23 protein-coding genes are annotated in these 23,965 nt (G+C 64.8%); 7 read left to right on the top strand and 16 right to left on the bottom strand.

Going from position 1 to position 23,965, the window contains the following annotated elements; genetic code table 11:
* Positions 1-63: 63 nt before the first annotated feature.
* Positions 64-984 carry a LysR substrate-binding domain-containing protein gene (locus WDX12_RS19435; protein WP_434721648.1) on the top strand — a complete coding sequence of 307 codons (921 nt, stop codon included), beginning with the start codon at positions 64-66 and terminating at the stop codon, positions 982-984.
* 256 nt (positions 985-1,240) lie between these two features.
* On the opposite strand, the gene der is transcribed toward WDX12_RS19435, so the two are convergent.
* Together der and WDX12_RS19425 are read right to left on the bottom strand one after the other, a co-directional pair.
* The gene (gene der, locus WDX12_RS19430; RefSeq protein WP_434721647.1) at positions 1,241-2,674 is read right to left on the bottom strand and encodes a ribosome biogenesis GTPase Der; all 1,434 of its coding nucleotides are present in this window, start codon (positions 2,672-2,674) and stop codon (positions 1,241-1,243) included.
* Between the two features lie 6 nt (positions 2,675-2,680).
* Positions 2,681-3,346 (bottom strand): tetratricopeptide repeat protein, encoded by a 666-nt coding sequence (locus tag WDX12_RS19425; protein ID WP_434721646.1) that lies wholly within the window; start codon positions 3,344-3,346, stop codon positions 2,681-2,683.
* 201 nt (positions 3,347-3,547) lie between these two features.
* On the opposite strand from WDX12_RS19425, the gene WDX12_RS19420 reads away from it, so the two are divergent.
* Positions 3,548-4,558: a polysaccharide deacetylase gene (locus tag WDX12_RS19420; protein WP_434721645.1), complete on the top strand. Its 1,011-nt coding sequence runs from the start codon at positions 3,548-3,550 to the stop codon at positions 4,556-4,558.
* 122 nt (positions 4,559-4,680) lie between these two features.
* On the opposite strand, the gene sbmA is transcribed toward WDX12_RS19420, so the two are convergent.
* From sbmA to WDX12_RS19405, 3 genes are all read right to left on the bottom strand, one after another.
* The gene (gene sbmA / locus WDX12_RS19415) at positions 4,681-5,958 is read right to left on the bottom strand and encodes a peptide antibiotic transporter SbmA (RefSeq protein ID WP_320294687.1); all 1,278 of its coding nucleotides are present in this window, start codon (positions 5,956-5,958) and stop codon (positions 4,681-4,683) included.
* A 122-nt stretch (positions 5,959-6,080) separates the two neighbouring features.
* Complete coding sequence (locus tag WDX12_RS19410) at positions 6,081-7,196, bottom strand: YbfB/YjiJ family MFS transporter (RefSeq protein ID WP_434725676.1); 1,116 nt, start codon at positions 7,194-7,196, stop codon at positions 6,081-6,083.
* Positions 7,197-7,317: 121 nt separating this feature from the next.
* Complete coding sequence (locus tag WDX12_RS19405; protein WP_434721644.1) at positions 7,318-7,518, bottom strand: hypothetical protein; 201 nt, start codon at positions 7,516-7,518, stop codon at positions 7,318-7,320.
* 96 nt (positions 7,519-7,614) lie between these two features.
* On the opposite strand from WDX12_RS19405, the gene WDX12_RS19400 reads away from it, so the two are divergent.
* From WDX12_RS19400 to WDX12_RS19390, 3 genes are all read left to right on the top strand, one after another.
* Positions 7,615-8,529 carry a LysR substrate-binding domain-containing protein gene (locus WDX12_RS19400; RefSeq protein WP_434721643.1) on the top strand — a complete coding sequence of 305 codons (915 nt, stop codon included), beginning with the start codon at positions 7,615-7,617 and terminating at the stop codon, positions 8,527-8,529.
* A gap of 162 nt (positions 8,530-8,691) precedes the next feature.
* Positions 8,692-9,948: an aminopeptidase gene (locus WDX12_RS19395; RefSeq protein ID WP_434721642.1), complete on the top strand. Its 1,257-nt coding sequence runs from the start codon at positions 8,692-8,694 to the stop codon at positions 9,946-9,948.
* A gap of 10 nt (positions 9,949-9,958) precedes the next feature.
* Complete coding sequence (locus tag WDX12_RS19390) at positions 9,959-10,315, top strand: DUF488 domain-containing protein (RefSeq protein ID WP_320294683.1); 357 nt, start codon at positions 9,959-9,961, stop codon at positions 10,313-10,315.
* A gap of 209 nt (positions 10,316-10,524) precedes the next feature.
* On the opposite strand, the gene WDX12_RS19385 is transcribed toward WDX12_RS19390, so the two are convergent.
* Both WDX12_RS19385 and WDX12_RS19380 read right to left on the bottom strand, forming a co-directional pair.
* The gene (locus tag WDX12_RS19385; RefSeq protein ID WP_434721641.1) at positions 10,525-10,878 is read right to left on the bottom strand and encodes an ArsC family reductase; all 354 of its coding nucleotides are present in this window, start codon (positions 10,876-10,878) and stop codon (positions 10,525-10,527) included.
* Positions 10,879-11,294: 416 nt separating this feature from the next.
* Entirely contained in the window at positions 11,295-11,648 is a 354-nt protein-coding gene (locus WDX12_RS19380) for a SnoaL-like domain-containing protein (RefSeq protein WP_434721640.1), read from the bottom strand.
* Positions 11,649-11,951: 303 nt separating this feature from the next.
* Here WDX12_RS19380 and WDX12_RS19375 point away from each other — a divergent pair, with 303 nt between their 5' ends.
* Positions 11,952-12,665 (top strand): SOS response-associated peptidase, encoded by a 714-nt coding sequence (locus WDX12_RS19375; protein ID WP_320295029.1) that lies wholly within the window; start codon positions 11,952-11,954, stop codon positions 12,663-12,665.
* A gap of 476 nt (positions 12,666-13,141) precedes the next feature.
* On the opposite strand, the gene WDX12_RS19370 is transcribed toward WDX12_RS19375, so the two are convergent.
* From WDX12_RS19370 to WDX12_RS19340, 7 genes are all read right to left on the bottom strand, one after another.
* The gene (locus WDX12_RS19370) at positions 13,142-14,119 is read right to left on the bottom strand and encodes a 2-dehydropantoate 2-reductase (protein ID WP_434721639.1); all 978 of its coding nucleotides are present in this window, start codon (positions 14,117-14,119) and stop codon (positions 13,142-13,144) included.
* Positions 14,119-15,648 carry an acyl--CoA ligase gene (locus WDX12_RS19365; protein ID WP_434721638.1) on the bottom strand — a complete coding sequence of 510 codons (1,530 nt, stop codon included), beginning with the start codon at positions 15,646-15,648 and terminating at the stop codon, positions 14,119-14,121. Before WDX12_RS19365 ends, WDX12_RS19370 begins: the two co-directional genes overlap by 1 nt.
* A 50-nt stretch (positions 15,649-15,698) precedes the next feature.
* The gene (gene ggt / locus WDX12_RS19360; protein ID WP_434721637.1) at positions 15,699-17,285 is read right to left on the bottom strand and encodes a gamma-glutamyltransferase; all 1,587 of its coding nucleotides are present in this window, start codon (positions 17,283-17,285) and stop codon (positions 15,699-15,701) included.
* 22 nt (positions 17,286-17,307) lie between these two features.
* The gene (locus WDX12_RS19355) at positions 17,308-18,108 is read right to left on the bottom strand and encodes an ABC transporter permease (protein WP_434721636.1); all 801 of its coding nucleotides are present in this window, start codon (positions 18,106-18,108) and stop codon (positions 17,308-17,310) included.
* Positions 18,105-19,028 carry an ABC transporter permease gene (locus WDX12_RS19350; protein ID WP_434721635.1) on the bottom strand — a complete coding sequence of 308 codons (924 nt, stop codon included), beginning with the start codon at positions 19,026-19,028 and terminating at the stop codon, positions 18,105-18,107. Before WDX12_RS19350 ends, WDX12_RS19355 begins: the two co-directional genes overlap by 4 nt.
* Entirely contained in the window at positions 19,025-20,104 is a 1,080-nt protein-coding gene (locus tag WDX12_RS19345; RefSeq protein ID WP_434721634.1) for an ABC transporter ATP-binding protein, read from the bottom strand. Before WDX12_RS19345 ends, WDX12_RS19350 begins: the two co-directional genes overlap by 4 nt.
* 79 nt (positions 20,105-20,183) lie before the next feature.
* Positions 20,184-21,221, bottom strand: a complete 1,038-nt coding sequence (locus WDX12_RS19340; RefSeq protein WP_434721633.1) for an ABC transporter substrate-binding protein — start codon at positions 21,219-21,221, stop codon at positions 20,184-20,186.
* A 230-nt stretch (positions 21,222-21,451) separates the two neighbouring features.
* Between WDX12_RS19340 and WDX12_RS19335 the strand changes: the two genes are divergently transcribed.
* Entirely contained in the window at positions 21,452-22,153 is a 702-nt protein-coding gene (locus WDX12_RS19335) for a GntR family transcriptional regulator (RefSeq protein ID WP_434721632.1), read from the top strand.
* Between the two features lie 15 nt (positions 22,154-22,168).
* Here WDX12_RS19335 and WDX12_RS19330 read toward each other — a convergent pair whose 3' ends face one another.
* Positions 22,169-23,311 carry an ABC transporter ATP-binding protein gene (locus WDX12_RS19330; RefSeq protein WP_320294672.1) on the bottom strand — a complete coding sequence of 381 codons (1,143 nt, stop codon included), beginning with the start codon at positions 23,309-23,311 and terminating at the stop codon, positions 22,169-22,171.
* Positions 23,301-23,909 carry a cupin domain-containing protein gene (locus tag WDX12_RS19325; RefSeq protein WP_434721631.1) on the bottom strand — a complete coding sequence of 203 codons (609 nt, stop codon included), beginning with the start codon at positions 23,907-23,909 and terminating at the stop codon, positions 23,301-23,303. The genes WDX12_RS19330 and WDX12_RS19325 overlap by 11 nt, the downstream gene beginning before the upstream one ends.
* Positions 23,910-23,965: the final 56 nt, after the last annotated feature.

Here is a 23,965-nt window from a genome sequence, read left to right as displayed (position 1 = left end):
CATAGCTTCATCCACAAAATCAGGAAGTTTTTGATCAACAATCCTAAAAATCAGGACAATCTCATGCACCGCGTCACGTTCGACCTCGATGTCCTCAGAACCTTCGTCACCGGCATGGAGTTGGGCAGCTTCGCCAAGGCGGCCGAACGGCTGGGACGCTCGACGTCCGCCGTCAGCGCGCAACTGAAGAAGCTGGAGGAGCAGGCGGCGACGCCGGTCTTCCGCAAGGCAGGGCGGGGCCTGGCGCTCACCGAAGCCGGCGAGACGATGCTCGGCTATGCGCGGCGGCTGATCGAGCTCAACGACGAGGCGGCCTCAGCCATTCGCGACATCGAGCTGGAAGGCTGGGTGCGGCTCGGCCTGCAGGAGGATTTCGGCGAAGCCGTGCTGCCCGACGTGCTCGGCCGCTTCGCCCGCGCCCACCCCAAGGTTCGGATCGAAGCGCGGATCGGACGCAGCCACGATCTGGCCGAGCGTGTCCTGTCAGGCAATCTCGACATCGCGCTCGCCTGGCATGACGGCATGACCCTGCCCTACAGCCGGCATGTCGCCGACGTGCAAGCGCGCTGGATCGGCCCGGCGAAGCCGATCGAGGCAGGTCCGCGCGATGGCGAGCCGCTGCCGCTGGTGGTGTTCGAGGCGCCCTGCCTGCTCAGGACCGTGGCGACCGAGACGCTCGACCGCGCGGGCATGCCCTGGCGCATGGCCTTCTCGAGCCCCAGCCTCAGCGGCATCTGGGCGGCGGTGGCGGCTGGCCTTGGCCTGACGATCCGCACCGATATCGGCCTGCCGGCCAATGTCAGGGCGATCGCGCCCGGGGTGCTCGGTCTCCCGGCCCTGCCGATGATGGCGCTGCACCTGCACCAGAAGGACGCCGAACTCGACCCGGTGGCGGCGCGACTTGCCGAGATATTGCTGCAGGCGGCGCTGGAGACGCTGCCTGAGGGGGCGAAGATGAAAGAGAGGCTGTCGAAGGTTGCTTAGCTCTTTTCGGATAGGCAGTGGCGGATCGGACTATTCGGCGTCGCGTTCCGTCACACCCCCTCTGTCCTGCCGGACATCTCCCCCGCAAGGGGGGAGATCGGATGTCACGCAAGCTTTCGCTACTCTCCAGCGTTGTAAAAAGGGCGCCGCGCCGGAGCTGCCAATCTCCCTCCTTGCGGGGGAGATGCCCGGCAGGGCAGAGGGGGGTGCTGTCCCGCCAGCGTTGCGAAAATCTTGCCCACAACGAAGGGCAACGTCAGCGCTTCTTCGCCCTGCCCGCGAAAGGATTGTCCGAGGTGCGCAGCGCCATGCGGATCGGCACGCCGGGCATGTCGAAGGCTTCGCGCAGGCTGTTGGTCAGGTAGCGGACATAGGATTGCGGCATCGCGTCCGGGCGCGAGCAGGAGACGACGAAGCCAGGCGGGCGCGTCTTGGCCTGGGTAACGTATTTGATCTTCAGACGGCGGCCGGCGACGGCGGGCGGCGGATGATGCGCGAGGATGCCTTCCAGCCAGCGGTTGAGCTTGCCGGTGGACACGCGGCTGTTCCAGACCTTGTGCGTCTTGATGACGCTTTCCATCAGCTTGTCGAGGCCGCGCCCGGTTTCGGCCGAGACCGTCACCGCCTGGATGCCGCGCACCTGCGGCAAGAGCCGCTCGGTCTTTTCGCGCAGCTCGGCCAGCAGCTCCTGCGGATTGTCGATCAGGTCCCATTTGTTGAAGGCGATCACCGGCGCCCTGCCCTCGCGGGTGATGAGATCGGCGATCTGCAGGTCCTGCTTCTCGAAGGGAATGGTGGCATCGAGCACGATGATGACGATCTCGGCGAAGCGGATGGCGCGCAGGCCGTCCTGCACCGAGAGTTTTTCGAGCTTCTCCTGCACCTTCGATTTGCGGCGCATGCCGGCGGTGTCGAACAGCTTGATGCGGCGGCCGCGCCAATCCCAGTCGACCGAGATCGAATCGCGGGTGATGCCGGCCTCCGGACCGGTGAGCAGCCGCTCCTCGCCGATCAGCGCATTGATCAGCGTCGACTTGCCGGCGTTGGGACGGCCGACGACGGCGATGCGCAGCGGCTTGGTGTCGTCATAGGATGCTTCGGCGTCTGGGTCGGCGATGTCCTCGCCGATCAGCACCTCGCTGGCGGCGACCTCATCGCCGTCTTCCTCTTCCTCGTCCTCGCCGAATGCGCGTTCCTCGCCAAGTGCCTCGACCACCGCGTCACGCAGGTCGGGCATGCCCTGGCCGTGCTCGGCCGAAATCGGGATCGGCTCGCCCAGACCGAGTTCCCAGGCCTCCAGCATGCCGCCTTGAGCGCCCCGCGCCTCGGCCTTGTTGGCGACGAGCACCACCGGCTTGCCGGACTTGCGCACCACCTCGGCGAAGGTGCGGTCGTCCGGCAGCAGGCCCGACTTGGCATCGACGGTGAAGAAGATGAGGTCTGCCTCGCGGATGGCGATCTCGGTCTGCTGGCGCATGCGGCCAGGCAGGGTCGAGGCGGCCGTATCCTCAAAGCCGGCGGTGTCGATGACGTCGAAATGGAGATCGTAGAGTTTTGCCGCATGCACGCGCCGGTCGCGCGTCACACCCGGCGTGTCGTCGACAAGCGCCAGCTTCTTTCCGACCAGCCGATTGAAAAGAGTCGATTTGCCGACGTTAGGCCGGCCGATGATGGCGACTTTGAAGCCCATCCGAGGTCACGACGCGTTGCCCGACCCGCGGATCAGCTCGGACATCAGCTGCGCCCGCTGGCGCACATTGCGCGGGGCGGCATCGTCCGAAGAGATCTGGTCGAACAGTTTGAGCGCGTCCGCCGACTTGCCGTCCTTCCAGGCGGCAAGGCCGAGCGCCTCGCGCGCCGAGTGGCGCAGCGGATTGATGTCGGCGGTCAGCGCCTCGATGCGGCTGGAGACATCGGCGTAAGAGCCGTGGTCGACGAGCAGCAGTGCTGCCCTCAGCCGCGCGATGTCGCGGATGCCGCCGGGGATGGCGGTGTCGGCGGCGACCGCGTCGAAGTCCTTGACCGCGCCGTCGACGTCGCCCTTGTCGGCCTTGACGGTCGCGGCGCGCATGCGGGCGAGCAGCGGATAGGCGCCGTAGCCGTCCTTCTCCAGCTGGTCGAGCGCGGCGATCGCCTCGTCGTTCTTGCCGTCATTGGCGAATTTGAGGGCAGCCGAGAAGGCGTCGCCCGAGCGGTTGGCGCGGCTCTCGTCCCAGTAACGGTAACCAACGACCGCGGCGGTGCCCAGCACGATCAGGATGGCGATGCCGAGAACGGACGGGCCAAAACGATCCCACAGCGCCTGCGCCTGCTCGCGACGAATCTCTTCGTTGACTTCGCGGATAAAACTGTCGTCCGACATCAATCAAAACCATTGCTGCCCCGGAAGGGGGCGCTTCTTGAGCCCGCGTTTTAGCGAAATTTTGTCGGCATGGAAGGGGGCGGGCCGGAAAATCGGCTGGGAATGCCCGGCGCCCACAGCCCTTGCCTGAACGCAACCGCGCCACATTTGCGCGATAGCCGGCTTCCGATCAGCCGGAGACGTCCCGCCAGAAGGTTGCCAATGCTTCGTTCGTACCGCGTCCTTGCATTCAGTCTCGCCACGCTTGCCTGCGCCAACGCAGCCCTCGCCGATCCGCCGAAATCGCCGGCCGTTTCGCCCGCCAGACCCAAGCAGGTGGTGCTGATCTCGTTCGACGCCGCCCGCGATATCTCGCAATGGCAGCGCAGCCGGGCGCTGGCAAAGCGCACGGGCGCGCATTTCACCTATTTCCTGTCCTGCGTCTTCCTGCTTTCCCCCGAGACGCGGCAGGACTATGCCGGCCCCGGCAAGGCCGCCGGCAAATCCAATGTCGGCTTCGGCGCCTCGAAGCAGGACGTGGCCGACCGGCTGGAGCAGGTCCGGCTGGCCGCCACCGAGGGCCACGACATCGGCAGCCATGCCTGCGGCCATTTCGACGGCAAGGCCTGGAGCAAGGCGGACTGGCTGGCCGAATTCGCCTCCGCCCGGCGCATCTTCGAGAAGGCCTATGCGATCAACGGCATCCCGGAACCGGCCGACTGGCATGATTTCGCGCATCATGCGCTGGTCGGGTTCCGCGCGCCCTATCTTTCGACCGGCAAGGCGCTTTACGAGGCCCTACCCGAAGCCGGCTTCCAGTATGACGCCAGCGGCGTTTCGAACGGTCCCGCCGTGCCGCCGACCCTGAATGGCACGACCCGTTTTGCCCTGCCGCTTATCCCGGAGGGAGCGAAGGCGAAGCCCGTGGTCGCTATGGACTACAATCTCTATGTCCGCCACTCGAGCGGCACCGAGAAGCTGGCCATGGCGGGCGAATTCACCGAACGCGCCTACCAGGCGTTCCGCGCCGCCTTCGAGGCTCAGTACAATGGCAAGCGCCTGCCGCTGGAGCTCGGCTTCCACTTCACGCTGATGAATAACGGCGCCTACTGGAACGCGCTGGAGCGCTTCGCCGGCGAGGTCTGCGTGAAGGCTGACGTCGAGTGCATCAGTTTTCGCGACTATGTCGAGCGGCAGCGCGGCGGCCAAGCCCAGGCGAGCGTGGGCGGCTGACTGGACGCAAGCCGCACCCTAAAGCGCGTCGCGATCTTTCAGATTCGCTCCATGCGCTTTAGGTTTTTGATTTTACGCATGTCTTTATCCCGAAACCGGTTCCCACTTTCGGGAGACATGCTTTAACTTGCCGGCTGATCTTCGGGGCGCATGCCAGCCTGCTCGCGTTCTAGGTAATGCTGATCGATTACCGGCAGCTGTTCGCCTTGCAGTGTCGCCTCGAAGGCACGCAAACGTTTGTGCACAGACTGCAGTTCGACAATCGTCGACCAGGAATTCAACAGGAACTGCAGCGAATTCGTCACCTTGCCGAACGCGTTCGAGATCTGGTTCAGCGCGCCGAAAGTGATCTTGTGCGCGACCAGCGAAGGCCCGAGGATCAGCAGCGAGAAGATGTTGTCGGCCTGCAGGTAGGTGTAACGAACAACGTTGAAATAGATGTAGTGGAAATAGAGCTTGAAATAATTGCGGCGGACATTGGCGAACAATTGTGTCGTCGTCGCCGGCTGAGCCCGGTCGGCATGATCTTCGCCGTAGACAAGCTCCTTACGATAGGCTGCCTCGACACGCTGGTTGCGGAACTGCAGGCCCGGCAGCTTGAGACCCGCCACCATGACGGAAATCGTTCCGAACAGACACCAGCCCAATGCAGCAATGACCAGTGGCTGCGGGACCGTGCCGATGATCGGCAATTCGGTGATGTGAGCCTGCAGTTGAATCAAGACCGGCAGGAAGGCGATCAGGGTCATGATCGACTGAACGAAGGTCGAGCCGAGATCTTCCATGATCTGCGAGAAACGCATCGTGTCTTCCTGGATACGCTGCGAGGCACCCTCGATGTGGCGCAGCCGGCTCCAGTTGGCCATGAAGTAATCGTTCATCGCGGTGCGCCAACGGAAGATCCAATGGCTGACGATGAAGGCATTGACCACCTGCACATTCATGCCGACCAGCGCCAGCCAGGAGAAATCGGCCAATCCCTTGTAGAATTCCGTGTTGGTCGAGGGAGTCGTTCCCGACATCAGGCCCTGAACATAGTCGAAGAAAGGACCGTACCAGTTGTTGACCGCGACCGAGATCTGCACGTTGAAATAGATGAAGAACAGGATGACGGCGGTCATCAGGATCGACCAGTTCTGCCACGGGTGCGGAGCGTACCAGCTCCAGAAGGCGTAGAAGACCGCCACGCACGCCACGAAGTAGATGTAGAACCACAGGAAAGGCTTCGACCACAGCACCGCGATACCAATGATCGGCGGCGTCCCGGCGGCTGCCGGCGGCAGGCCGAAGATGGCGCCCAGCTGCTCGCCGCCGAAGAACCAGAACAAGATCGCCGCAAGGCTCCAGACGGCGGCCGAGGTGAAAAAGAGCTTCGGCTGCGGGAAGAAGGATACGAACACTGTGGCGGATTTCCTCGGTCTGACCGCAAATCAGCGGCGTTGCTGTTTGGCGGGCATAAGGTCACACATTAGTGGGAAAGAAAATGCCTTGCCCGATGCCCGGCATCGAACAAGGCCGCAAATCATGGCGATTTTGGCGCGGCCGACCAAGCGACGACGCCGGAGAGCAGCAGTGCCGCCGCCGCCATGATCGAGGCAAGGGTGTAATTGCCCGAGGCCTGGGCGAGCAGGCCGGCGGCAATCGGACCGACGATCTGGCCGAGGCCGAAGGCTGCCGTCATCACCGCGAAGATGCGACGCGGCGCTCGCGGCGCGAGTTGCCTGCCCATCTGTATGCCCAGCGCCGTGATGGCAATGAAGGTGCCGCCAAGGAGCACGCCGGCGATCAGCGGCCCGGCGGCGCCCTTGACGGCGACGCTGGCGGTGACGCCGACCACCTCGATCAGGCAGCTCAAGGCATAAGCGGCATAGAGCCCGATCCGGCCGGCAAGCTTTTGCCACGCCCAAGTCGAGGGAAAGCCGGCAAGGCCGGCAACCATCCAGACGGTGGCCTCGAAGACGCGCCCGCCACCGCCCTGGCGCACGATGGCGACCAGGAAGGTGGCGGTCACCACATAGCCGAAGCCGAACAGTCCATAGGCGACGATCATCTTTACCAGGGACCCGTCCTTGGGCAGCGCCGGCTCGCGCCCGTCGGCGACATTGGCCGGCGTGGTCGAGCCGGCAAGCAGCGCGACGACGATGAGACCCACCGCCGAAAGCGCTCCGGACCAGAGCCAGCCGTCGGCCCAACCCGCGTGTTCGGAGACGAGGATCGCCAGCAGCGCTGAGGACGCCGCTATGCCGAGGCCCACGCCGCCGAAATGCAGCGCCTGCAAATCGCCGCGGCCGGCCATCGCCAGATGGCTGAAGACGATCGAGGCCATGAACACCATGACGAAGGCGCTGGCGAGGCCGGCGAGGAAGCGGATGACGAGGAAGGCGGCCATCGTTTCGTTGAGCCCCATGAGGCCCGCGAGCACGGCGGTGGCGGCGAGGCCGGCGAACGTCAGCATGCGCTCGCGGCCATGCGCCCAGTCGCCGGCCGCGGCGAGCGCGCCGATGAGGTAGCCGAGATAGTTGGCGGATGCGATCCAGCCGGCATCGGTCGGCGTCAGGTGCAGTCCCTCCATCATGCCCGGCAGGATCGGCGTATAGACGAAGCGGCCGATGCCCTGGGCGACGGCGAGTGAGACCATGCCGGCGAGAGCAAGACGCAAGGGAGATGGCGAGGCGTTCATTGCGGCGCACAATAAGAATGTGCGTCCGCGAAACAATGCGCTTGCGTTGGGCCAACGGGACGTAACGGCGCCGATGGAGTCAGCGGCCGGCCGCACCCATCGTTTCATATGCGGTGCGGCGGGCTGTCAGCCGGAAGGGCATGTCGCCAAGCTCGCGCTCCGACATGGTGTCGAGCACCGGATGCGACAGCGGATCGGTGATCCAGCGGGCCATCTCATCGTCATCGCGCGGCCTCGCCTCGGCGCCGGAAAGCCCTTTCAGCAGGGATAAAATCTTCATGGGACCATCTCCTGGCTCAAGGCTGTTCCAGTTAAATTCTGCGCTTTCTTGTCGGATTCAATTGAGATTTCGATCCCTCCACTTTAGAAAAACTGAATGGCTATGCTCAATCGCGTCCATCTCAACGGCCTGCGCGCCGTGGAATCCGTCGCCCGGCTGGGATCGCTGGCGGGAGCGGCGGCGGAACTGAACGTCTCGGTCAGCGCCGTCAGCCAGCAGGTCAAGCGCACGGAAAAGCAGCTGGGACAGGCGCTGTTCGAACGCACATCTGGCGGGCTGGTGCCGACCGAATTCGGCGCCGCCTTCACGGTCCGGCTCAGCGCCGGCTTCCGTGAACTCGCGCAGGCGGTGGCGCTGGCCGACGAGGCAAACGAGTGCACGCTGGTCGTCTCGGTGGCGCCTGCTTTCGCCTCGAAATGGCTGCTGCCCAGGCTGTCGCGACACTTCGCGCGCCATCCGAACGTGCTTTTGCGCATCGACGCCTCGGCCCGGATCGCCGACCTCGACCGGTCCGACATCGATATCGCCATCCGGCTCGGCGACGGCAAATGGCCGGGCGACCGCGCCGAGCTTCTGCTTACCCAGGAAGTGTTTCCGGTCTGCGCGCCCTCGATCGCGGCCAGGCTGAAGTCGATCGGCGACCTGGCGCAGACCTGTGCCATCACCGACGAGCGGGCGATGTTCAGCTGGGACGGCTGGTTCGAGGCGGCCGGCGTCGAGCCGGTCACCTTCCAGAAGGGCGCGCGCTTCACCGATCCGATGCTTTGCCTGGAATCGGCGATCGCCGGTCATGGCGTGATGCTCGCCTGGCAATTGCTCACCGCCGACGCGCTGGCCGACGGCCGGCTGGTCGCGCCCTTCGGCGTGCGGGCCGAGAGCGGGCTCGGCTACTGGTTGGTGACCTCTGCCACCAAAAGCGAAAGCCGCAAGGTGCGCGACTTCAAGGCCTGGATCCGCGAGGAGATCGAGGCGACCATGGCGCAGTTCCGGGCGTTGGACAGCGCAGCTTGAGTTTGTTTGAGCATGATCTTTTCCGAACCGAAGGTCAGCGCAGCAAAAACCGCTACACACTTTTCGGGATCATGCTCTGAACAGGCCCAGTCGATCGCGGTGGAAAGGCCAACCGCAGCGGTCTATGTAAGAACCAGACCCCAACAAACGGCAGGCAGGATCATGACCACACATTCGCGCGGCGTCTCGGCAAGCATCGACCCGGTGAAGCTCGACAGGCTGGCGGAAGTCGCCATCAAGGTCGGGCTGCAGCTGCAGCCTGGGCAGGATCTGGTGCTGACCTCGTCGATCGCGGCGCTGCCGCTGACCCGCCGCATCGTCGAGCACGCCTACAAGGCAGGCGCCGGGCTGGTGACGCCGATCTTCAACGACGACGAGATCACGCTGGCGCGTTTCCGCTATGGGGCGGATGCCGGTTTCGACCGCGCCGCCGGCTGGCTCTATGAAGGCATGGCGAAGGCCTTTTCGAACAATGCGGCGCGGCTTGCGGTGCGCGGCGAAGATCCGTCGCTGCTTTCCGCGCAAGATCCGGCCAAGGTGGCGCGCGCCAACAAGGCGAACTCGATGGCCTACCAGCCGGCGCTGGAGAAGATCACCGGCTTCGACATCAACTGGAACATCGTCGCCTATCCCGACCTTGCCTGGGCAAAGCAGGTGTTTCCGGGCGAGCAGGACGACGTCGCGGTTGTGAAGCTCGCCGATGCCATCTTCTCGGCCTCGCGGGTGGATGTCGAGGATCCGATCGGCAACTGGAAGGCGCACAACGCGGCGCTGGCCGAGCGGACGAAATGGCTGAACGAGCATAATTTCCACGCGCTGCATTTCACCGGGCCGGGCACCGACCTCACCGTCGGGCTGGCGGAAGGCCATGAATGGATGGGCGGCGCCTCGACGGCGAAGAACGGCGTCACCTGCAACCCGAACATCCCGACCGAGGAAGTCTTCACCACGCCGCATGCAAGGCGCGTCGAAGGCCATGTCTCCTCGACCAAGCCGCTCTCCTACCAGGGCACGCTGATCGACGAGATTTCCGTGCGCTTCGAGGGCGGGCGGATCGTCGAGGCCAAGGCCTCGAAGGGCGAGGACGTGCTGAAGAAGGTGCTCGACACCGACGAGGGCGCGCGTCGCCTCGGCGAAGTGGCGCTGGTGCCGCATTCCTCGCCGATCTCGCGGAGTGGGCTGTTGTTCTTCAACACGCTGTTCGACGAGAACGCCGCCTGCCACATCGCGCTCGGGCAGTGCTATTCGAAGTGCTTCGTCAACGGCGCCTCGCTCAGCCAGGACGAGATCGCCGAGCGCGGCGGCAACAAGAGCTTCATCCACATCGACTGGATGATCGGCTCGGACAAGATCGACATCGACGGCGTCGCCAAGGGCGGCGGCCGCGTGCCGGTGATGCGCAAGGGCGAATGGGCCTGAGAGAGGCGTAATGGCCTTCGACATAGCGGTGAAGCGCGTCTATGAGCCGCCGGCGAAAGCCGACGGGCAGCGGGTTCTGGTCGATCGCCTCTGGCCGCGGGGTGTCAGCAAGAAGGATGCCGAACTGGCGCTTTGGCTGAAGGAGATCGCGCCGAGCGACGAGCTGCGCAAATGGTTCGGGCACGAGCCGGAGCGCTGGGCGGAATTCCAGAAGCGGTATCGGGCCGAGCTTGATGCGAACAAGGAGGCGGTCGCGCAGCTGCGTGGCCTGTTGCGCGAGGGCAAGGTGACGCTGCTCTACGGCGCGCATGACGAAGCGCACAACAATGCGGTGGCGCTGGCGGCGTATTTGCGAGACCACGCATAATTGTTGAGATGTCGAGTTCCCTGGCCCCCTCTCTGGCCTGCCGGCCATCTCCCCCTCAAGGGGGGAGATCAGCCGTCGCGCCGGCTTTCGCCAATCGCCAACGTCGCAGGAATTAGCGAGGCGCCAAAGCTGCCAATCTCCCCCCTTGAGGGGGAGATGTCCGGCAGGACAGAGAGGGGGGCGAAGGAACTCGGCGTAAGCAGTCGAGCCTATTTTCCTCCCACCGCCTCCTCGTAAACCTCCGGCTTGAACCCCACCAAAATCCGATCGCCCACCTCCAGCACCGGCCGCTTGATCATCGTCGGCTTGGCCAACATCAGCTTCTTCGCCTTCTTCTCGTCGAGCGCTTCCTTGTCCTTCTCCGGCAGCTCGCGAAACGTGGTGCTGCCCTTGTTGAGCAGCTTTTCCCAGCCGACCTTACCGACCCAGCCGCTCAGTTTGTCAGCCTCGATCCCTTCGGCGCGGTAATCATGGAAGCGATACGGAACGTCATGGCTTTCCAGCCAGACGCGCGCCTTCTTTATCGTGTCGCAGGTGGTGATGCCGTACATGGTGATGGTCAAGGCAGGCCTCGGGCGGATGGGGTTGCGAATCTGAGCGAACCCTAAGCCCGCCGCCGCGGCTTTGCCAGCGCAAGAGGCAAAGGCACACGCATCCCCCCGACGGCTGGGGCAAGTTGGCCGACCGACTTGCGAAGGCTCCTGAACCTCGTCATTCCAGGGCGGAGCAAGGAGCGAAGCGACGCGCGCAGACCCTGGAATCCATTCCGTTACCTGGACCGAAGGGTGCAAGGGTGCAGAATTTCTGGACCGCCGCGGCGCTTCCAAGTCACGGCATGGATCCTCGGGTCTGCGCGCGTCGCTTCGCTCCTTGCTCCGCCCGTGGATGACGACCGCGATAGGCGTCTCGGCCAATCGCCAAGGCATGCCGCCTGCCAACGCACGCATAGCCAACCGATCAAAACTTCTGTGTTAAGGAACTAGTAGTAGAACCGCTCTTCGCTGATCTTGCCGTTCTTGACCGTGTAGAGGCCGACCTCGTCCATTTTGACACGTTCGCCGGTGGATTTCGGCGTAATGTCGAAGCTGAAGCGCAAGGCGAACTGGTCGCCATTGACATAGGGACCCTCGACCGAGCCGCCATGGACCTCGTGGTTCCCTTCCCACCACGCGCTTTTCTGCTTGACGGCTTCCTTGCCGTTGCACACGGCCATCGGACCTTCCATCGCCTCGTAGCTGACGATGTCGTCGGCATTGTACTTCGCGGCGGCGCTATGGCTGTCGCCCCGCTTGAGGAGTTCGGTGAAATCCTTGGCAATTTCGGCAATGGTCATGGGATCCTCCCGGGTTGGACCAGACGTCAAGTAGGAACCGATTGCGCGCTTGCCACCGCTGGCTCGCTTCGCAGGTGACAATTCGTGTCAGGATGGCGATGCCGCGCCATCAGAGCCCAACGATCCAGTTCCCGCCAGCGCCTTGCAGCCATGGGCCATGGTGCTCGGCCAGTTGGCTAGCCACGCAGAAACCCGACAGACCTTAGAGAGGTTCGAGATGCGGGTATGCTCGACCACCAGTACAGGTCCGTCGGCCATTTTTTGTTTCTGGATAACGAGCAATCGCTGAGGCATCCTGTGCAGATGTGCAACCTCTACAACATCACAACCAGCCAAGCCGCCATCCGCGAGTGGACCCGCGCCATGCGGGACATCACGGGCAACCTTGAGCCCTCGCTGGATATCTACCCCAACATGCCGGGCGCTGTGGTCCGCAATGCCCCGGACGGACAGCGGGAGCTTGCCAAGCTGCTGTGGGGAATGCCGACCCCGGCAGAGCGGGTGAAAGGCAAGGTGGACTATGGCACCACCAACATCCGCAATCCGCAGTATGGGCACTGGCAGCAATATGTTGGCGTGGAGAACCGCTGTGTGGTGCCCGTCACGAGCTTCGCAGAGCCAAGCCCCACGCCCAACGACAAGGACCCGGAGACACGTATACAGCGGAACTACTGGTTCGCACGAAGCGAGGACCGGCCGCTTTTCTTCTTCGCCGGCATGTGGACGCGCTGGCAGGGTGTCCGCAGGGTCAAAGACGGGCCGGGGGACTTCGAGCTTTACGGCTTCCTCACGACCAAGCCCAACGCCCTCATAGCACCCATCCACGAGAAGGCCATGCCGGTAATCCTCACCACCCGGGAGGAGGTGGAAACCTGGCTCACCGCCCCGTGGTCAGAAGCGCGGCACATGCAGCGGACAGCGCCCGACGATGCCTTGGTGATAGTCGAGAAGCCGGCCACACAGATCAAGTTCCCGCATGCCGGGGATGCGGCGGGTGGCCAAATGTCATTACTTTGACCCGGCTCAGACCCGGCGGGGAGATGATCTATCACTCTTTTTCATCACGCCAGATCACGCGCCGTACCATACGGACCCCTACAAGCCGCCTCACGCGTATCTTCACGCCCTGGACGGCGCTGGGCAGCAGAATGTCCACGTCGAACTCCCGCCGCTTGCAGCGCTCGCACCGCATATGCCGCTCGACGTCCCAGAACGGAATGTCCCCCATGAGCTTGAGGAGATCTCCGGGGAGGTAGTGATGGGTGATGTTGCAGTTGATGCAGCGGACGCGGATTAACTGCCCGATTTCGTGGGCTCGGCTCAGTGTCTGAACGACGCGTCGGGTTCTGCTGCTCGGTTCCGGCATGGCCTACGAGATAGGAAAATGTTCCTCGCAGAGTCAATTCAACCTGGACCCTTTTGTTCTATTTTTGTTCATTGTGGCGGTTAGAGCTATCGGAGTGAAGCGACGGATCTTCAGGACGCGCGTTCCTCTAATAACACCCGCGCTCGACCGCCAGCCGCCGCACCAGCGCCAGCACGGTGTCGATCGTCGGCGTCGGCTGTCCGGTCAGGCGGCCGAGCTCCTGAACCGCCGTGACCAGCGCGTCTATCTCCATCGGGCGGCCGCGCTCGAGATCCTGCAGCATCGAGGTCTTGTGCTCGCCGACGTCGCCGGCGCCCTTGATGCGCCGGTCGACGGGAATGAGGAAGCGCACGCCGAGGCTCTCACCGATCGCCTGCGCTTCCAGCATCATGGCGCGGGCGGTGGCGCGCGTGCCTTCGTCGGCAACGATTGCCGCAAGCGTGCTGCCGGTCAGCGCCGAGATCGGGTTGAAGGAAAGATTGCCCCAAAGCTTCACCCAGATTTCCGAGCGGATGTCCTCGCGCACCGGCGCTTGCAGCCCGGCCTTGACCATTTCGCGGGCAAGCGCGGTGGCCCGCTCGCTCTTTTCGCCCGAAGGCTCACCCAGCGAAAAGCGCGTGCCTTCGACATGGCGGATCAGGCCGGGCGCGTCGACCTCGACGGCCGGATAGACGACGGAGCCGATGACGCGCTCCGGTCCGATGCGCTGCCAGATCGCACCGCCTGGATCGACCGCGACGAGCCGCGTGCCTTCGAGCGCGCCGCCCGCCTTGTGGAAATACCACCAGGGCACGCCGTTCTGCATGGTGACGACGGCTGTCCCCTCGCCCAGCAGCGGCGCGATCTGATCAAGGGCCGGCGCCAGCGAATGCGCCTTCAGCGCCAGCACGACATAGTCCTGCACGCCGAGTTCGTCGGCGCGGGAGGCAGCCCTGACCTGCGCCACCTTTTCCTTGCCGTCCTCGATCAGGCGAAGGCCATCGGCCTTGATCGCCTCCAGATGCGCGCCGCGCGCCACGACCGAGAGATCGACATTGCCGGCGATCGCGAGCTTGGCGGCGAGGTAGCCGCCGATGGCGCCGGCGCCGAAGACTGTTACGCGCATCAGCCGAGCCCGAGCTTGGCCGCGAGGCCGATGCGCTGCAGCTTGCCGGTCGCGCCCTTGGGAATCTCGTCAAGGATCAGCACCTTGCGCGGCACCTTGAAATCGGCGAGCCGAGTCGCGGCGAAGCCGCGGATGTCGGCCTCGCTGGCGCTCTGGCCTTCGTGCAGCACGACCGCGGACGCCACTTCTTCACCCAGCTTGTCATGCGGCATGGCGAAGGTGACGACCTGCGCCACCGCCGGATGATCCATCAGCACGTCGTCGACCTCGAGCGGCGAAATCTTTTCGCCGCCGCGATTGATGATCTCCTTCAGCCGGCCGGTGACGCGCAGGTAGCTGTCCTCATCGAGCACGCCCTGGTCGCCGGTGTGGAACCAGCCATGAGCGAAGGCGCTGGCATTGGCTTGCGGGTTCTTCTCATAGCCGGCGGTGACGTTCGGACCGCGAATGACGATCTCACCGATCTCGCCGGGTTTGAGCAGTCGCCCGTCCGGCGCCATGACGGCGACTTCCGGCCCGGCCGACGCGCCGACGCTGCCTGGCTTGCGCAGTCCGGGCGGCAGGCGGTTGGAGGCCATCTGGTGCGCGGCCTCGGTCATGCCGTAGGATTCGATCACCGGGCAGCCGAAGGTCGCTTCCAATTCAGCCATCACCTGCGCCGGCAGCGAAGCCGACGACGAGCGGATGAAGCGAAGCCTGGCCTCGGCGAGCTGCTCGGGATTGCGCGCGGCGCGCGGCAGGATCGCCTGATGCATGGTCGGCACCGCCGTGTACCAGCTTGGCTTCGCCTCGGAGAGCCATTGGAAGAAACGCAGCGCGTTGAAGCCCGGCGTGCAGAAGACGCTGGCGCCGGCCGCGAGCGAGGACAGCACGGCAGCGATCAGGCCATGGATGTGGAACAGCGGCATGATGTTGAGGCAACGGTCGGCCGGCGTCAGGCCGAGCGTCGCGCCGATATGCGCTGCCGACGCCGCGAGGTTGGCGTGGCTGAGCGGCACCAGTTTCGGGCGAGAGGTGGTGCCGGAGGTGTGCAAAAGGAGCGCGACATCGCCATCGGCGGCGAGACCGGATGCGACCGGCGGCCCGACGGGATCGCCCTCGATCGCGAAGACGCCAGACGGCGCGCCTTCCGGCACCACCAGCCGCAGCACCGGAATGCCGAGGCGCCCGGCGACTTCGACCGAAGGGCCCTGCTCGTCCTTGCCGACAAGGATCGCCTTGACGCCGATATCGCTCAGATAGAAATCGAGCTCGTCGGCCCGGTAGGCCGGATTGAGCGGCGCGGTGGACGCTGCGGCCGCCACGGCGATGAAGGCCGTCGCCATTTCCGGGCCGTTCGGCAGCACGATGGCGACACGGTCGCCGCGGCCGATGCCCAGCGCGTTGAGCCGGGCCACGGTATCGCTGATCAGGCGGCGCAGCCCGCCATGCGAGAGGGTCGTTCGCTCGGGCGCGGCGATGGCCGGCGCGTCGTCGGCGCCAGGTGCGAGGCGATGGGCGAGATCGGTGGCGTTTTGGCTGTTCGTCATGGTTCCAGACTATGTTTCGAACGATCGGCTTATGTCCAGCAATGGGCTGCTCAATATCCGAGCGCCAGCCCGTCCTTGCGCGGATCGGAGGCGCCGGTCAGCGTGCCCCTTTCCCAATCGATCAGCACCGCCTGCCCTCCGCCCAGCGGATGATCGGGCTCGACGACGCGATGGCCACGGCGACGCAGGCCCTCGATGGCATCTGGACGCACGCTTCGCTCGGCCTCGACGGCGTCGTGGTTGTAGAAAACCCGAGCCGCATCGATCGCCTGCTGCGGGTCCATGCCGAAGTCGATCATGTTGGTCAAAAGATGCACATGGCCGAAGGGCTGGTAGCCGCCGCCCATCACGCCGAAGGGCATCAAAGCGCGGCCGTTCCTGGTCATCATGCCTGGCATGATCGTGTGCATCGGCCGCTTGCCGGGCGCGATCGCGTTCGGATGCTTCGGATCGAGGCGGAAGCTGGAGCCACGATTCTGCAGCACGACCCCGGTCTTCGGGCCGACGACGCCGCTGCCGAAGGAATAATAGGTCGAGTTGATGAAGCTCACCGCGTTGCGGTCGCGGTCGACGACGCTGATATACACCGTGTCGCTGCCGGGAAGATCGAGCCTCGGCAGGTCGGTCATGGCGCGCTCGGGATCGATCGCTGAACGCAAGCGGTCGGCATAGGCGCCGGAAAGCAGCGCCTTGACCGGCACGTCGACATGATCCTGATCGGCGAAAAACGCATCGCGGTCCTGATAGGCGAGCCGGCCCGCCTCGATCTCGAGGTGCAGACGCGCGGCGCCGTCGGGATCGAGCTTGCCCAGCTCGAAGCCCGAGAGCAGGTTCAGCATCAGAAGCGCGGTCAGGCCCTGGTTGTTCGGCGGCATCTGGTGGATGTCGTAGCCGCGATAGGAGGTGCTGACCGGGGTTTGGTAATCGCCCTTGGTGGCGGCGAAATCGTCGAGCGTGTGCAGGCCGCCGAGCGCGCGAAGCCGTCCGACAATGTCCTCGGCCACCGCGCCTTCGTAGAAGCCGGCGCGACCTTTCCTGGCGATGATGCGCAGCGTCTCCGCCAGTTCCGGCTGGCGGTGGATGTCACCCGCCTTTGGCGCCTTTCCGCCCGGCAGGAAGATGCGCGTCGCCACCTCGTCCGCCGACAGGTCGGTCTCGGGATCCTCCCAGTCGAAGGCGACGCGGTCGTGCACGACATAGCCGTTTTCCGCGTAATGGATGGCCGGCGCGAGCGCGTCCGCCAACCCCTTGCGGCCGTGATCGTCCAGCAAGCGGCACCAGGCGTCGATGGCGCCTGGGATGGTGACTGCGTGCGGGCCCTGTTTCGGCAGTTCGTTGAACCCCTTGTCCAGATACCAGTCGACCGTCGCGGCCCCGGGCGCGCGGCCCGAGCCGTTGAAGGCGAGCACATTGCCGTCGCCCTTCGGGCAATAGAGGACGAAGCAGTCGCCGCCGATGCCGGTCGATTGCGGCTCGACCACGGCCTGCACCGCGGCCGCGCAGACCGCTGCGTCCATCGCGTTGCCGCCGGAGCGCAGCATGTCGATCGCGGCAAGCGTCGACAAAGGATGAGAGGTCGCGGCCATCGCCTCGGTAGCGCGGACCGGCGAGCGGCCGGGAAACTGGAAGTCACGCATGCTGGTTTTGGTATCCCTCAAATCAACGTCCGCGGCCGAAAAGCTGGGCGGCGGACAACAAGACGATCGATAGCACGATCAAGCAAGTGGAAATGGCGGCGATCGTCGGATCGATCTGGTCGCGCAGCGCATTGAACATGCGGCGCGTCAGCGTCGTGGTCTCGCCGCCGGAGATGAACAGCGAGACCACCACCTCGTCGAAGGACGTGATGAAGGCAAACAGCGCGCCCGAGACGATCGAGAATCTTATCTGCGGCATCGTCACCTGGAAGAAGGCGGAGAAGCGGCCGGCGCCGAGGCTGCGCGCGACCATCTCCTGGCTCATGTCATAGGACCGCAAGCCCGAGAGCACGGTCAGCACCACCAGCGGCAGCGCCTGCACGGTGTGCGCGATGACGAGGCCGGTCAGCGTGTTGTTGAGGCCGATGCGGGCATAGAGAAAGAAGGTGCCGATGCCGATCAGGATGACCGGGATGATCAGCGATGCCGTGAGCAGCGCGTTGATGGCGCCGGTCAGCCTCAGCGTGCGGGCGTTGATGGCGTAGGCCGCGGCGGTGCCGAGCACCGTCGCGACGATCGCCGTCATCACCGCGACCTTGACCGAGACGATGGTGGCGTCGCGCCATTCGACGGAGCCCAAATAGCTTTCATACCAGCGCAGCGACCATTCCTGCGGCGGGAACTGCAGGAGTGTCGAGCCGGAGAAGGACATGATGACGATGATCACCGACGGGGCGATCAGGAACAGCATGACAAGGCCGCCGAGCGCGTACAGCCACAAGCGTTGCCGATGCGAGATGGGCAGGCTGTTTTCCACGCTCATCGCTCACTCCAGACCCCGGTGGCGCGGGCGCCGAGCAGCCACTGGAAGAGGCCAAGCAGGGCCAGCGTGACGCCAAGCAGCACGACGCCAAGCGCGGCGCCAGCACCCCAGTTGGAATAGAGGCTGGTGGTCTGCTCCATGCGCATCGCCCACATGATCACCTTGCCGCCGCCCATCAGCGCCGGGGTGACGAAGAAGCCGAGGCAGAGCACGAAGACGATGACCACGCCCGAGGCCAGACCCGGCAGCGACAGCGGCAGGAAAATCTGCCGGAAGGTGGCGGCCGGGCTGGCGCCGAGATTCATGCCGGCGCGCAGGCAGTCGGTGTCGATCGTCTTCATCGAGGCGTAGAGAGGCAGCACCAGGAAGGGCAGCATGATGTGGGTCATGCCGATGACCACGCCGGCGAAATTGTTGGCGAGCGGCAGCGGCTGGCCGATGACGCCGAGATCCATCAGCCATGTGTTTACCAGGCCCTTGCGCTGCAGGATGACCAGCCAGGCATAGGTGCGCACCAGCACCGAGGTCCAGAACGGCAGGATGACGAAGATCAGGCAGACCCCGGCGGCGCGGCGCGGCAGTTGCGAGAGCATATAGGCCAGCGGATAGCCGGAGAGTACGCAGGCGCCGGTGACGAAGAAAGCCACCTTGAAGGTGGTGACGAAGGTCTTGATGTAGGAGGCCTGCTCGAAGAAGCGCGCATAATTGGCGGCGCTGAACTGGCCGGCCTCATCGAACAGCGAAAGCCAGAACAGCCAGCCGATCGGCACGATGATGACGGTGAAGACGAGCAGCAGTCCGGGCGACAGAAGCGCGAGCATGCCACGCGATTCCCGCCGCGCGTCGGCGCGCAAGGCATCGGCATTGAGCGCCCCATCGGGCCGGCCGGCATGATCGAGGCTGGCGGACGCGATGCTCATTGGTCCGCCACCAGCACGACGTCCTGCGCATCGATGCCGAGGGTTATCGGCTCGCCCGGCGCCGGCAGTTTCGCCAGCACGTCGGAGCGGCAATAGTCGCGCAAAGTCACCTGGCGACCGTCCCTGAGCGTTGCGTAGCAGACAAAACTGTCGCCCTGATAGATGACATCGCCGACGGTCGCCGGCAGCGCGTTGACGTCGCCGGTGGGTTCGCCGGCGATCAGGCGCAGCTTCTCCGGCCGCACCACCATCAGGTGCCGACCGGCGGACGGTGCGACTGCCGTCATGCGAAGCTTCCTGTCCTCATACCAGACACTGCCATTGCGGCATTCGACGGGAATGAAGCTCGACTCGCCGATGAAGCCGGCAACGAACTTGGTCTTCGGCCTGGCGTAGAGGATCTCGGGCTGGTCGATCTGCTCGATGCGTCCGGCATTCATGACGGCGACGCGGTCCGACATGGTGATCGCCTCGCGCTGGTCATGCGTGACGTAGACCGTCGTCATGCCGAGCCTTCGATGCAAGTTGCGCAGCTCGATCTGCATATGCTCGCGCAGGCTCTTGTCGAGCGCCGACAGCGGCTCGTCCATCAAAACGATGCGCGGCTCGAAGACGATGGCGCGGGCCAAGGCCACGCGTTGCCGCTGGCCGCCGGAGAGCTGGTCGACACGGCGCTCGCCGAGGCCTTTCAGTTGCACGAGGTCCAGCGCCCTTTCCACGCGTTCAGCGGTTTCGGCCGCCGATACGCGCCGCTGCTTCAGCGGAAAAGCGATGTTGTGGAAGACGTTCATATGCGGGAACAGCGCGTAGCTCTGGAACACCATGCCGATGTTGCGCTTGTGCGGCGGCATGGCGATGATCTCCTCGCCGCCGACCTTGATGGAGCCGGCATTGGCCCGCACGAAGCCGGCCAGGATCATCAGCAGCGTCGTCTTTCCCGAGCCAGACGGCCCGAGCAGCGTCAGGAATTCGCCCGGCGCGACATCGAGGCCGAGATCATGCAGCACAGACACGCCGCCAAAGCGCTTCTCGATACCGCTGATGCCGATGGGAAGCGCGGTCTGCGCGAGAGACAAGAGCATCTCCTTCAACTCCGGATCATTTTTCGCGAAACGCTGCGGAGCGGCGCATTTTGCGCCGCTCCGCACAGGTTCGTCATTGCTGGATCAGGTTGTTGAATTTCTCCGTCGCCTCGACGAGCGTGTCGCGCCAGAAGGCCGGGTCCTGCAGCACCTGCTTCTTGACGTTCTCGGGGGCGGAATTGATGTCCTTGATCCGCTCCGGCGGGATCTTGCCGGTCTCGAAGGCCTTCTCGTTGGCCGGGCCATTGTCGACATAGAGCGGCAGATTGGCCTGGAGATCGGGGCTGACGAACTTGGCCAGCGCCTTCATGGCGATGTCCTTGTTCTTCGACCCCTTCGGGATGACCATGCAGTCGGCGGTCAGCACGCCCTGGTCGAAGGAGAAGCTGACCGGCGCGCCGGACTTCTTCAAGGTGCCGGCGCGGCCGTTCCAGATGCTCGCCATGTCGACCTCGCCATCCTTGACGAGTTGCATGGCCTGCGCGCCGGAGGTCCACCAGGCGTCGATATGGCCCTTGACCTTGTCGACGGATTGCAAGGCGCCGTCGATGTCGACCGGATAAACCTTGTCGATCGGAATGCCCTTGGCGAGGGCGGCGACGCTCAGCGTCTCCGTCGCCTGGCTGCCCGAGAGCGCGCGGCGGCCCGGGAATTTTTCGACGTTCCAGAAATCGGCCCAGGTCTTCGGGCCTTTGTCGCCGAAGACATCGGTGCGGTAGATCAGCACCACGGAGGTGTAGGAGATGCCGACCCAGTCGTCGTGGACAAGCTTCGGGTTGATGCCGCTCTTGTCGATGACGTTGTAGTCGAGTTTCTCGAACAGGCCTTCCTTGGAGCCGCGCGCGCATTCGTCGGCGCCAAGCTCGGTGATGTCCCATTTGACGGCATTGCCGGTGACCTGCAACCGCACGTCGTCGAGGCCGTTGGTGGTATCCTGCTTGATGGTGATGCCGAGATCCTTGGCCGTCGGATCGAAGAAGGCCTTGGTCTGCGCTTCCTGATAGGTGCCGCCCCATGAGGCGACGGTGATGGTGTCGGCAGCCGACGCCGGAACGGCGACGGCGAGCAGGCCGGCGACGGCCATGCCATGAATACAAAGTCTCTTCGTCATTTTCGCTTCTCCAACCGGTGTTCCCGTTATCGTTGATTTGGTATGCGAATTTGTATACAATTTTGAGTGTAATTCGCCGGAAGCCGTTGTCAACATGGTACGGGCGGTTTTTGGGGGGGTGCATCGAGACTGGGCTCGCGGCGTTTGTTCCCGTCGAACTGCTCTGTTTCAAGCAGGCGCTAAAAGGCACTAAACTGCGATTCCATGGCAGACCGTTGGAGGCGGGACGTTTGAGCAAGGAGAGAAAGAACACGCTGCGCGACTCGGTGTTCGAGAAGCTGAAGGCGTTGATCATCACCGGCCAGATCCCGCCGGGCGGCCGTGTGACCGAAAACGAGATCGCCGAGCGCCTGAAGGTCAGCCGCACGCCGGTGCGCGAGGCCTTCAACCGGCTGGAGCGCGACGGGCTGGTGATCGGGCGCCCGCGCCAGGGCTATGTGGTGGCCGAGTTCAACCTGACCATGTTCCGCGAGGCCTTCGACATCCGCGAGCTGCTCGACGGGCGCGCGACGGAGCTCGCGGCGGCCAATGCGACCGCCGCCGACAAGGCGAGGCTGCGCGGCATGCTGGCCGAATGCGAGCGGCTGGCGGCGATCCCGGATCGCAGCACCAGGGAGAAATTCGAGGAGCTGCAGGTCGGCATCGACCTGCACCGGGTGATCGCCGAGATCAGCGGCAACGAGATGCTCTACGGCATGCTTTGCGGCATCCTCGACAAGTGCCAGCAATATGTCTGGACGGAGCTTCTGTGGCTGGACGAATGGAAGCTCACCCGCGAGGAACATGCCGGCATCGTCGACGCGATCTGCGCCGGCGATGTCACGCTGGCCGGCGAGCGCGCCCGTTCGCATGTGCGCGGCTCGCGCGAGAACATCCTGCGCCTGCTGCAGGCCAAGTCCGACTATCAGGGATTCTTCGCAAAGGCGTCCTGAACAAGCGCTATCATATCAACCGGAAAGCATGGGGCAATTGGCGCCGCGCCGCAGGCTGACATGCGCGACGTCGCCGACGCTGAATTGAGAACCGTCGGCGCGGCGCGGGGCGTCGATGACGATCGCGGTCCCCTCACCCAGCTCGGCGTGAAGGCGCAGCGTGCGGCCATGGAAGACAACGCCGCTCACCCGCGCCGGCGCGGTTCCCTCGGCGGCCTCGCCGGCCGCCAGAAGATCCTCCGGGCGCACGCCGATGGTGCGCGTGTCGCCGGCGGCCGGCGTCTCGCCGTTGTCGGAAGTGGCCTCCAGCGGCAGTTCGCCTGCGGCGAAGCGCAGCCGCTCGCCGTCGCGGCCAAGGAAGCGTGACTGCAGCAAGTTCATCGTGCCGATGAAGGAGGCGACGAAGCGCGTCGCGGGCCGGTCGTAGAGCGTGGCCGGCGCAGCGGTCTGCTCGATACGGCCCTTGTTCATGACGACGATGCGGTCGGAGATCGACAGCGCCTCGGTCTGGTCGTGGGTGACCATGACGAAGGTGGTGCCGAGCCGCGACTGCAGCCGCTTCAATTCCACCTGCATCTGCTCGCGCAGATGCGCATCGAGCGCCGACAGCGGCTCGTCGAGCAAAAGCACGCGCGGCTCGCAGACGATGGCGCGGGCCAAAGCGACGCGCTGGCGTTGGCCGCCGGAAAGCTCGGAGACGCGGGCGCGCAGCTTGTCGGCGAGCCCGACCATGTCGAGCGCCTCGCGAACCCGTTTTGCCTGTTCGGCGCCGGTGAGTTTGCGCAGCGACAGGCCGAAGCCGACATTGGCCGCGACATCCATATGCGGGAACAGCGCATAGTCCTGGAAAACGGTGTTGACCGGGCGGTCGAAGGGCCGCAGGCCTGTGATGTCGCGGCCGTCGAGCAGGACATTGCCGCTGGTCGGGCTTTCGAAGCCGGCGATGACGCGCAGGCTCGTCGTCTTGCCGCAGCCGGAGGGGCCGAGCAGGGTCAGGAACTCGCCTGCGGCGATGTCGAGATCGACGCTATCAAGACCAACAATGCCGCCAGGGAAGACTTTCGAGACTTTCTGCAGTCGAACTAATGGTTCTCGCAATTCCGAACGGAAAACCGCTTCACACTTTTCCTGGAATTGCTTTGGAGCATCAGGCGCCATCGCGCACCTCGGACGGTTTTGTCGTGTTGACCCACAGGATCTGGCAGCGCTCGGCGCCGGGATTGCGGAAGGCGTGCAGCAGCGTGCTCTTGAAGGCGAAGCTGTCGCCGGCCTTGAGCACATAGGTTGTCGCGTCCACCACCAGCTCGACCTCGCCCGTCATCACGAAGCCGAATTCATGGCCGGCATGGGCATAGGCTTCCGCCGTGCCGCCGCCGGCCTCGACCGTCACCAGCATGCCGGTGAGCGTCGCGGCGGGCGGCGACAGCAACGCCTTGGCGATGCCCTCGGATTTCACCGGGATCGACCGGCGCTTGTCGGCGCGCACGCAATAGAGATCGTTGACCGCCTCGTTGCCGTCGGCGATCAACGCCGACGGTTCGATGTCGAGCGCGGCTGCCAGCGGCCAGATCACCTTGACGCGCAGCGAGGACATGCCGCGCTCGATCTGGCTGAGCGCGCCGATGGAGATGCCGGCCTTGGCCGCGAGCTCGGCCAGCGACAGCTTGCGCTCAAGCCTGAGCGCCCGCACGCGCCGGCCGACGCGGATGTCGGCATCGTCCTTTGGTTTCGTCGCCGCTTCGTCAAGAACATCCATGCATCGGTCCTCGTTGTCTTTCCACCGGTGCGGCGCAGCGCCGCCAGGCTCCCCCT

It is taken from the genome of Mesorhizobium sp. RIZ17, from assembly GCF_051127865.1.
Lineage (GTDB): Bacteria > Pseudomonadota > Alphaproteobacteria > Rhizobiales > Rhizobiaceae > Mesorhizobium > Mesorhizobium humile.
The sequence above is the reverse complement of the archived record's forward strand: the minus strand, read 5'-3'. Positions and strand labels throughout refer to the sequence as shown.

Coding starts and splice junctions, on each gene's coding strand:
- WDX12_RS19435 (WP_434721648.1), top strand. CDS start 64: ATGCACCGCGTCACGTTCGACCTCGATGTCCTCAGAACCTTCGTCACC.
- der (WP_434721647.1), bottom strand. CDS start 2,674: ATGGGCTTCAAAGTCGCCATCATCGGCCGGCCTAACGTCGGCAAATCG.
- WDX12_RS19425 (WP_434721646.1), bottom strand. CDS start 3,346: ATGTCGGACGACAGTTTTATCCGCGAAGTCAACGAAGAGATTCGTCGC.
- WDX12_RS19420 (WP_434721645.1), top strand. CDS start 3,548: ATGCTTCGTTCGTACCGCGTCCTTGCATTCAGTCTCGCCACGCTTGCC.
- WDX12_RS19410 (WP_434725676.1), bottom strand. CDS start 7,196: ATGGTCTCACTCGCCGTCGCCCAGGGCATCGGCCGCTTCGTCTATACG.
- WDX12_RS19405 (WP_434721644.1), bottom strand. CDS start 7,518: ATGAAGATTTTATCCCTGCTGAAAGGGCTTTCCGGCGCCGAGGCGAGG.
- WDX12_RS19400 (WP_434721643.1), top strand. CDS start 7,615: ATGGCTATGCTCAATCGCGTCCATCTCAACGGCCTGCGCGCCGTGGAA.
- WDX12_RS19395 (WP_434721642.1), top strand. CDS start 8,692: ATGACCACACATTCGCGCGGCGTCTCGGCAAGCATCGACCCGGTGAAG.
- WDX12_RS19390 (WP_320294683.1), top strand. CDS start 9,959: ATGGCCTTCGACATAGCGGTGAAGCGCGTCTATGAGCCGCCGGCGAAA.
- WDX12_RS19380 (WP_434721640.1), bottom strand. CDS start 11,648: ATGACCATTGCCGAAATTGCCAAGGATTTCACCGAACTCCTCAAGCGG.
- WDX12_RS19375 (WP_320295029.1), top strand. CDS start 11,952: ATGTGCAACCTCTACAACATCACAACCAGCCAAGCCGCCATCCGCGAG.
- WDX12_RS19370 (WP_434721639.1), bottom strand. CDS start 14,119: ATGCGCGTAACAGTCTTCGGCGCCGGCGCCATCGGCGGCTACCTCGCC.
- WDX12_RS19365 (WP_434721638.1), bottom strand. CDS start 15,648: ATGACGAACAGCCAAAACGCCACCGATCTCGCCCATCGCCTCGCACCT.
- ggt (WP_434721637.1), bottom strand. CDS start 17,285: ATGCGTGACTTCCAGTTTCCCGGCCGCTCGCCGGTCCGCGCTACCGAG.
- WDX12_RS19355 (WP_434721636.1), bottom strand. CDS start 18,108: ATGAGCGTGGAAAACAGCCTGCCCATCTCGCATCGGCAACGCTTGTGG.
- WDX12_RS19350 (WP_434721635.1), bottom strand. CDS start 19,028: ATGAGCATCGCGTCCGCCAGCCTCGATCATGCCGGCCGGCCCGATGGG.
- WDX12_RS19340 (WP_434721633.1), bottom strand. CDS start 21,221: ATGACGAAGAGACTTTGTATTCATGGCATGGCCGTCGCCGGCCTGCTC.
- WDX12_RS19330 (WP_320294672.1), bottom strand. CDS start 23,311: ATGGCGCCTGATGCTCCAAAGCAATTCCAGGAAAAGTGTGAAGCGGTT.
- WDX12_RS19325 (WP_434721631.1), bottom strand. CDS start 23,909: ATGGATGTTCTTGACGAAGCGGCGACGAAACCAAAGGACGATGCCGAC.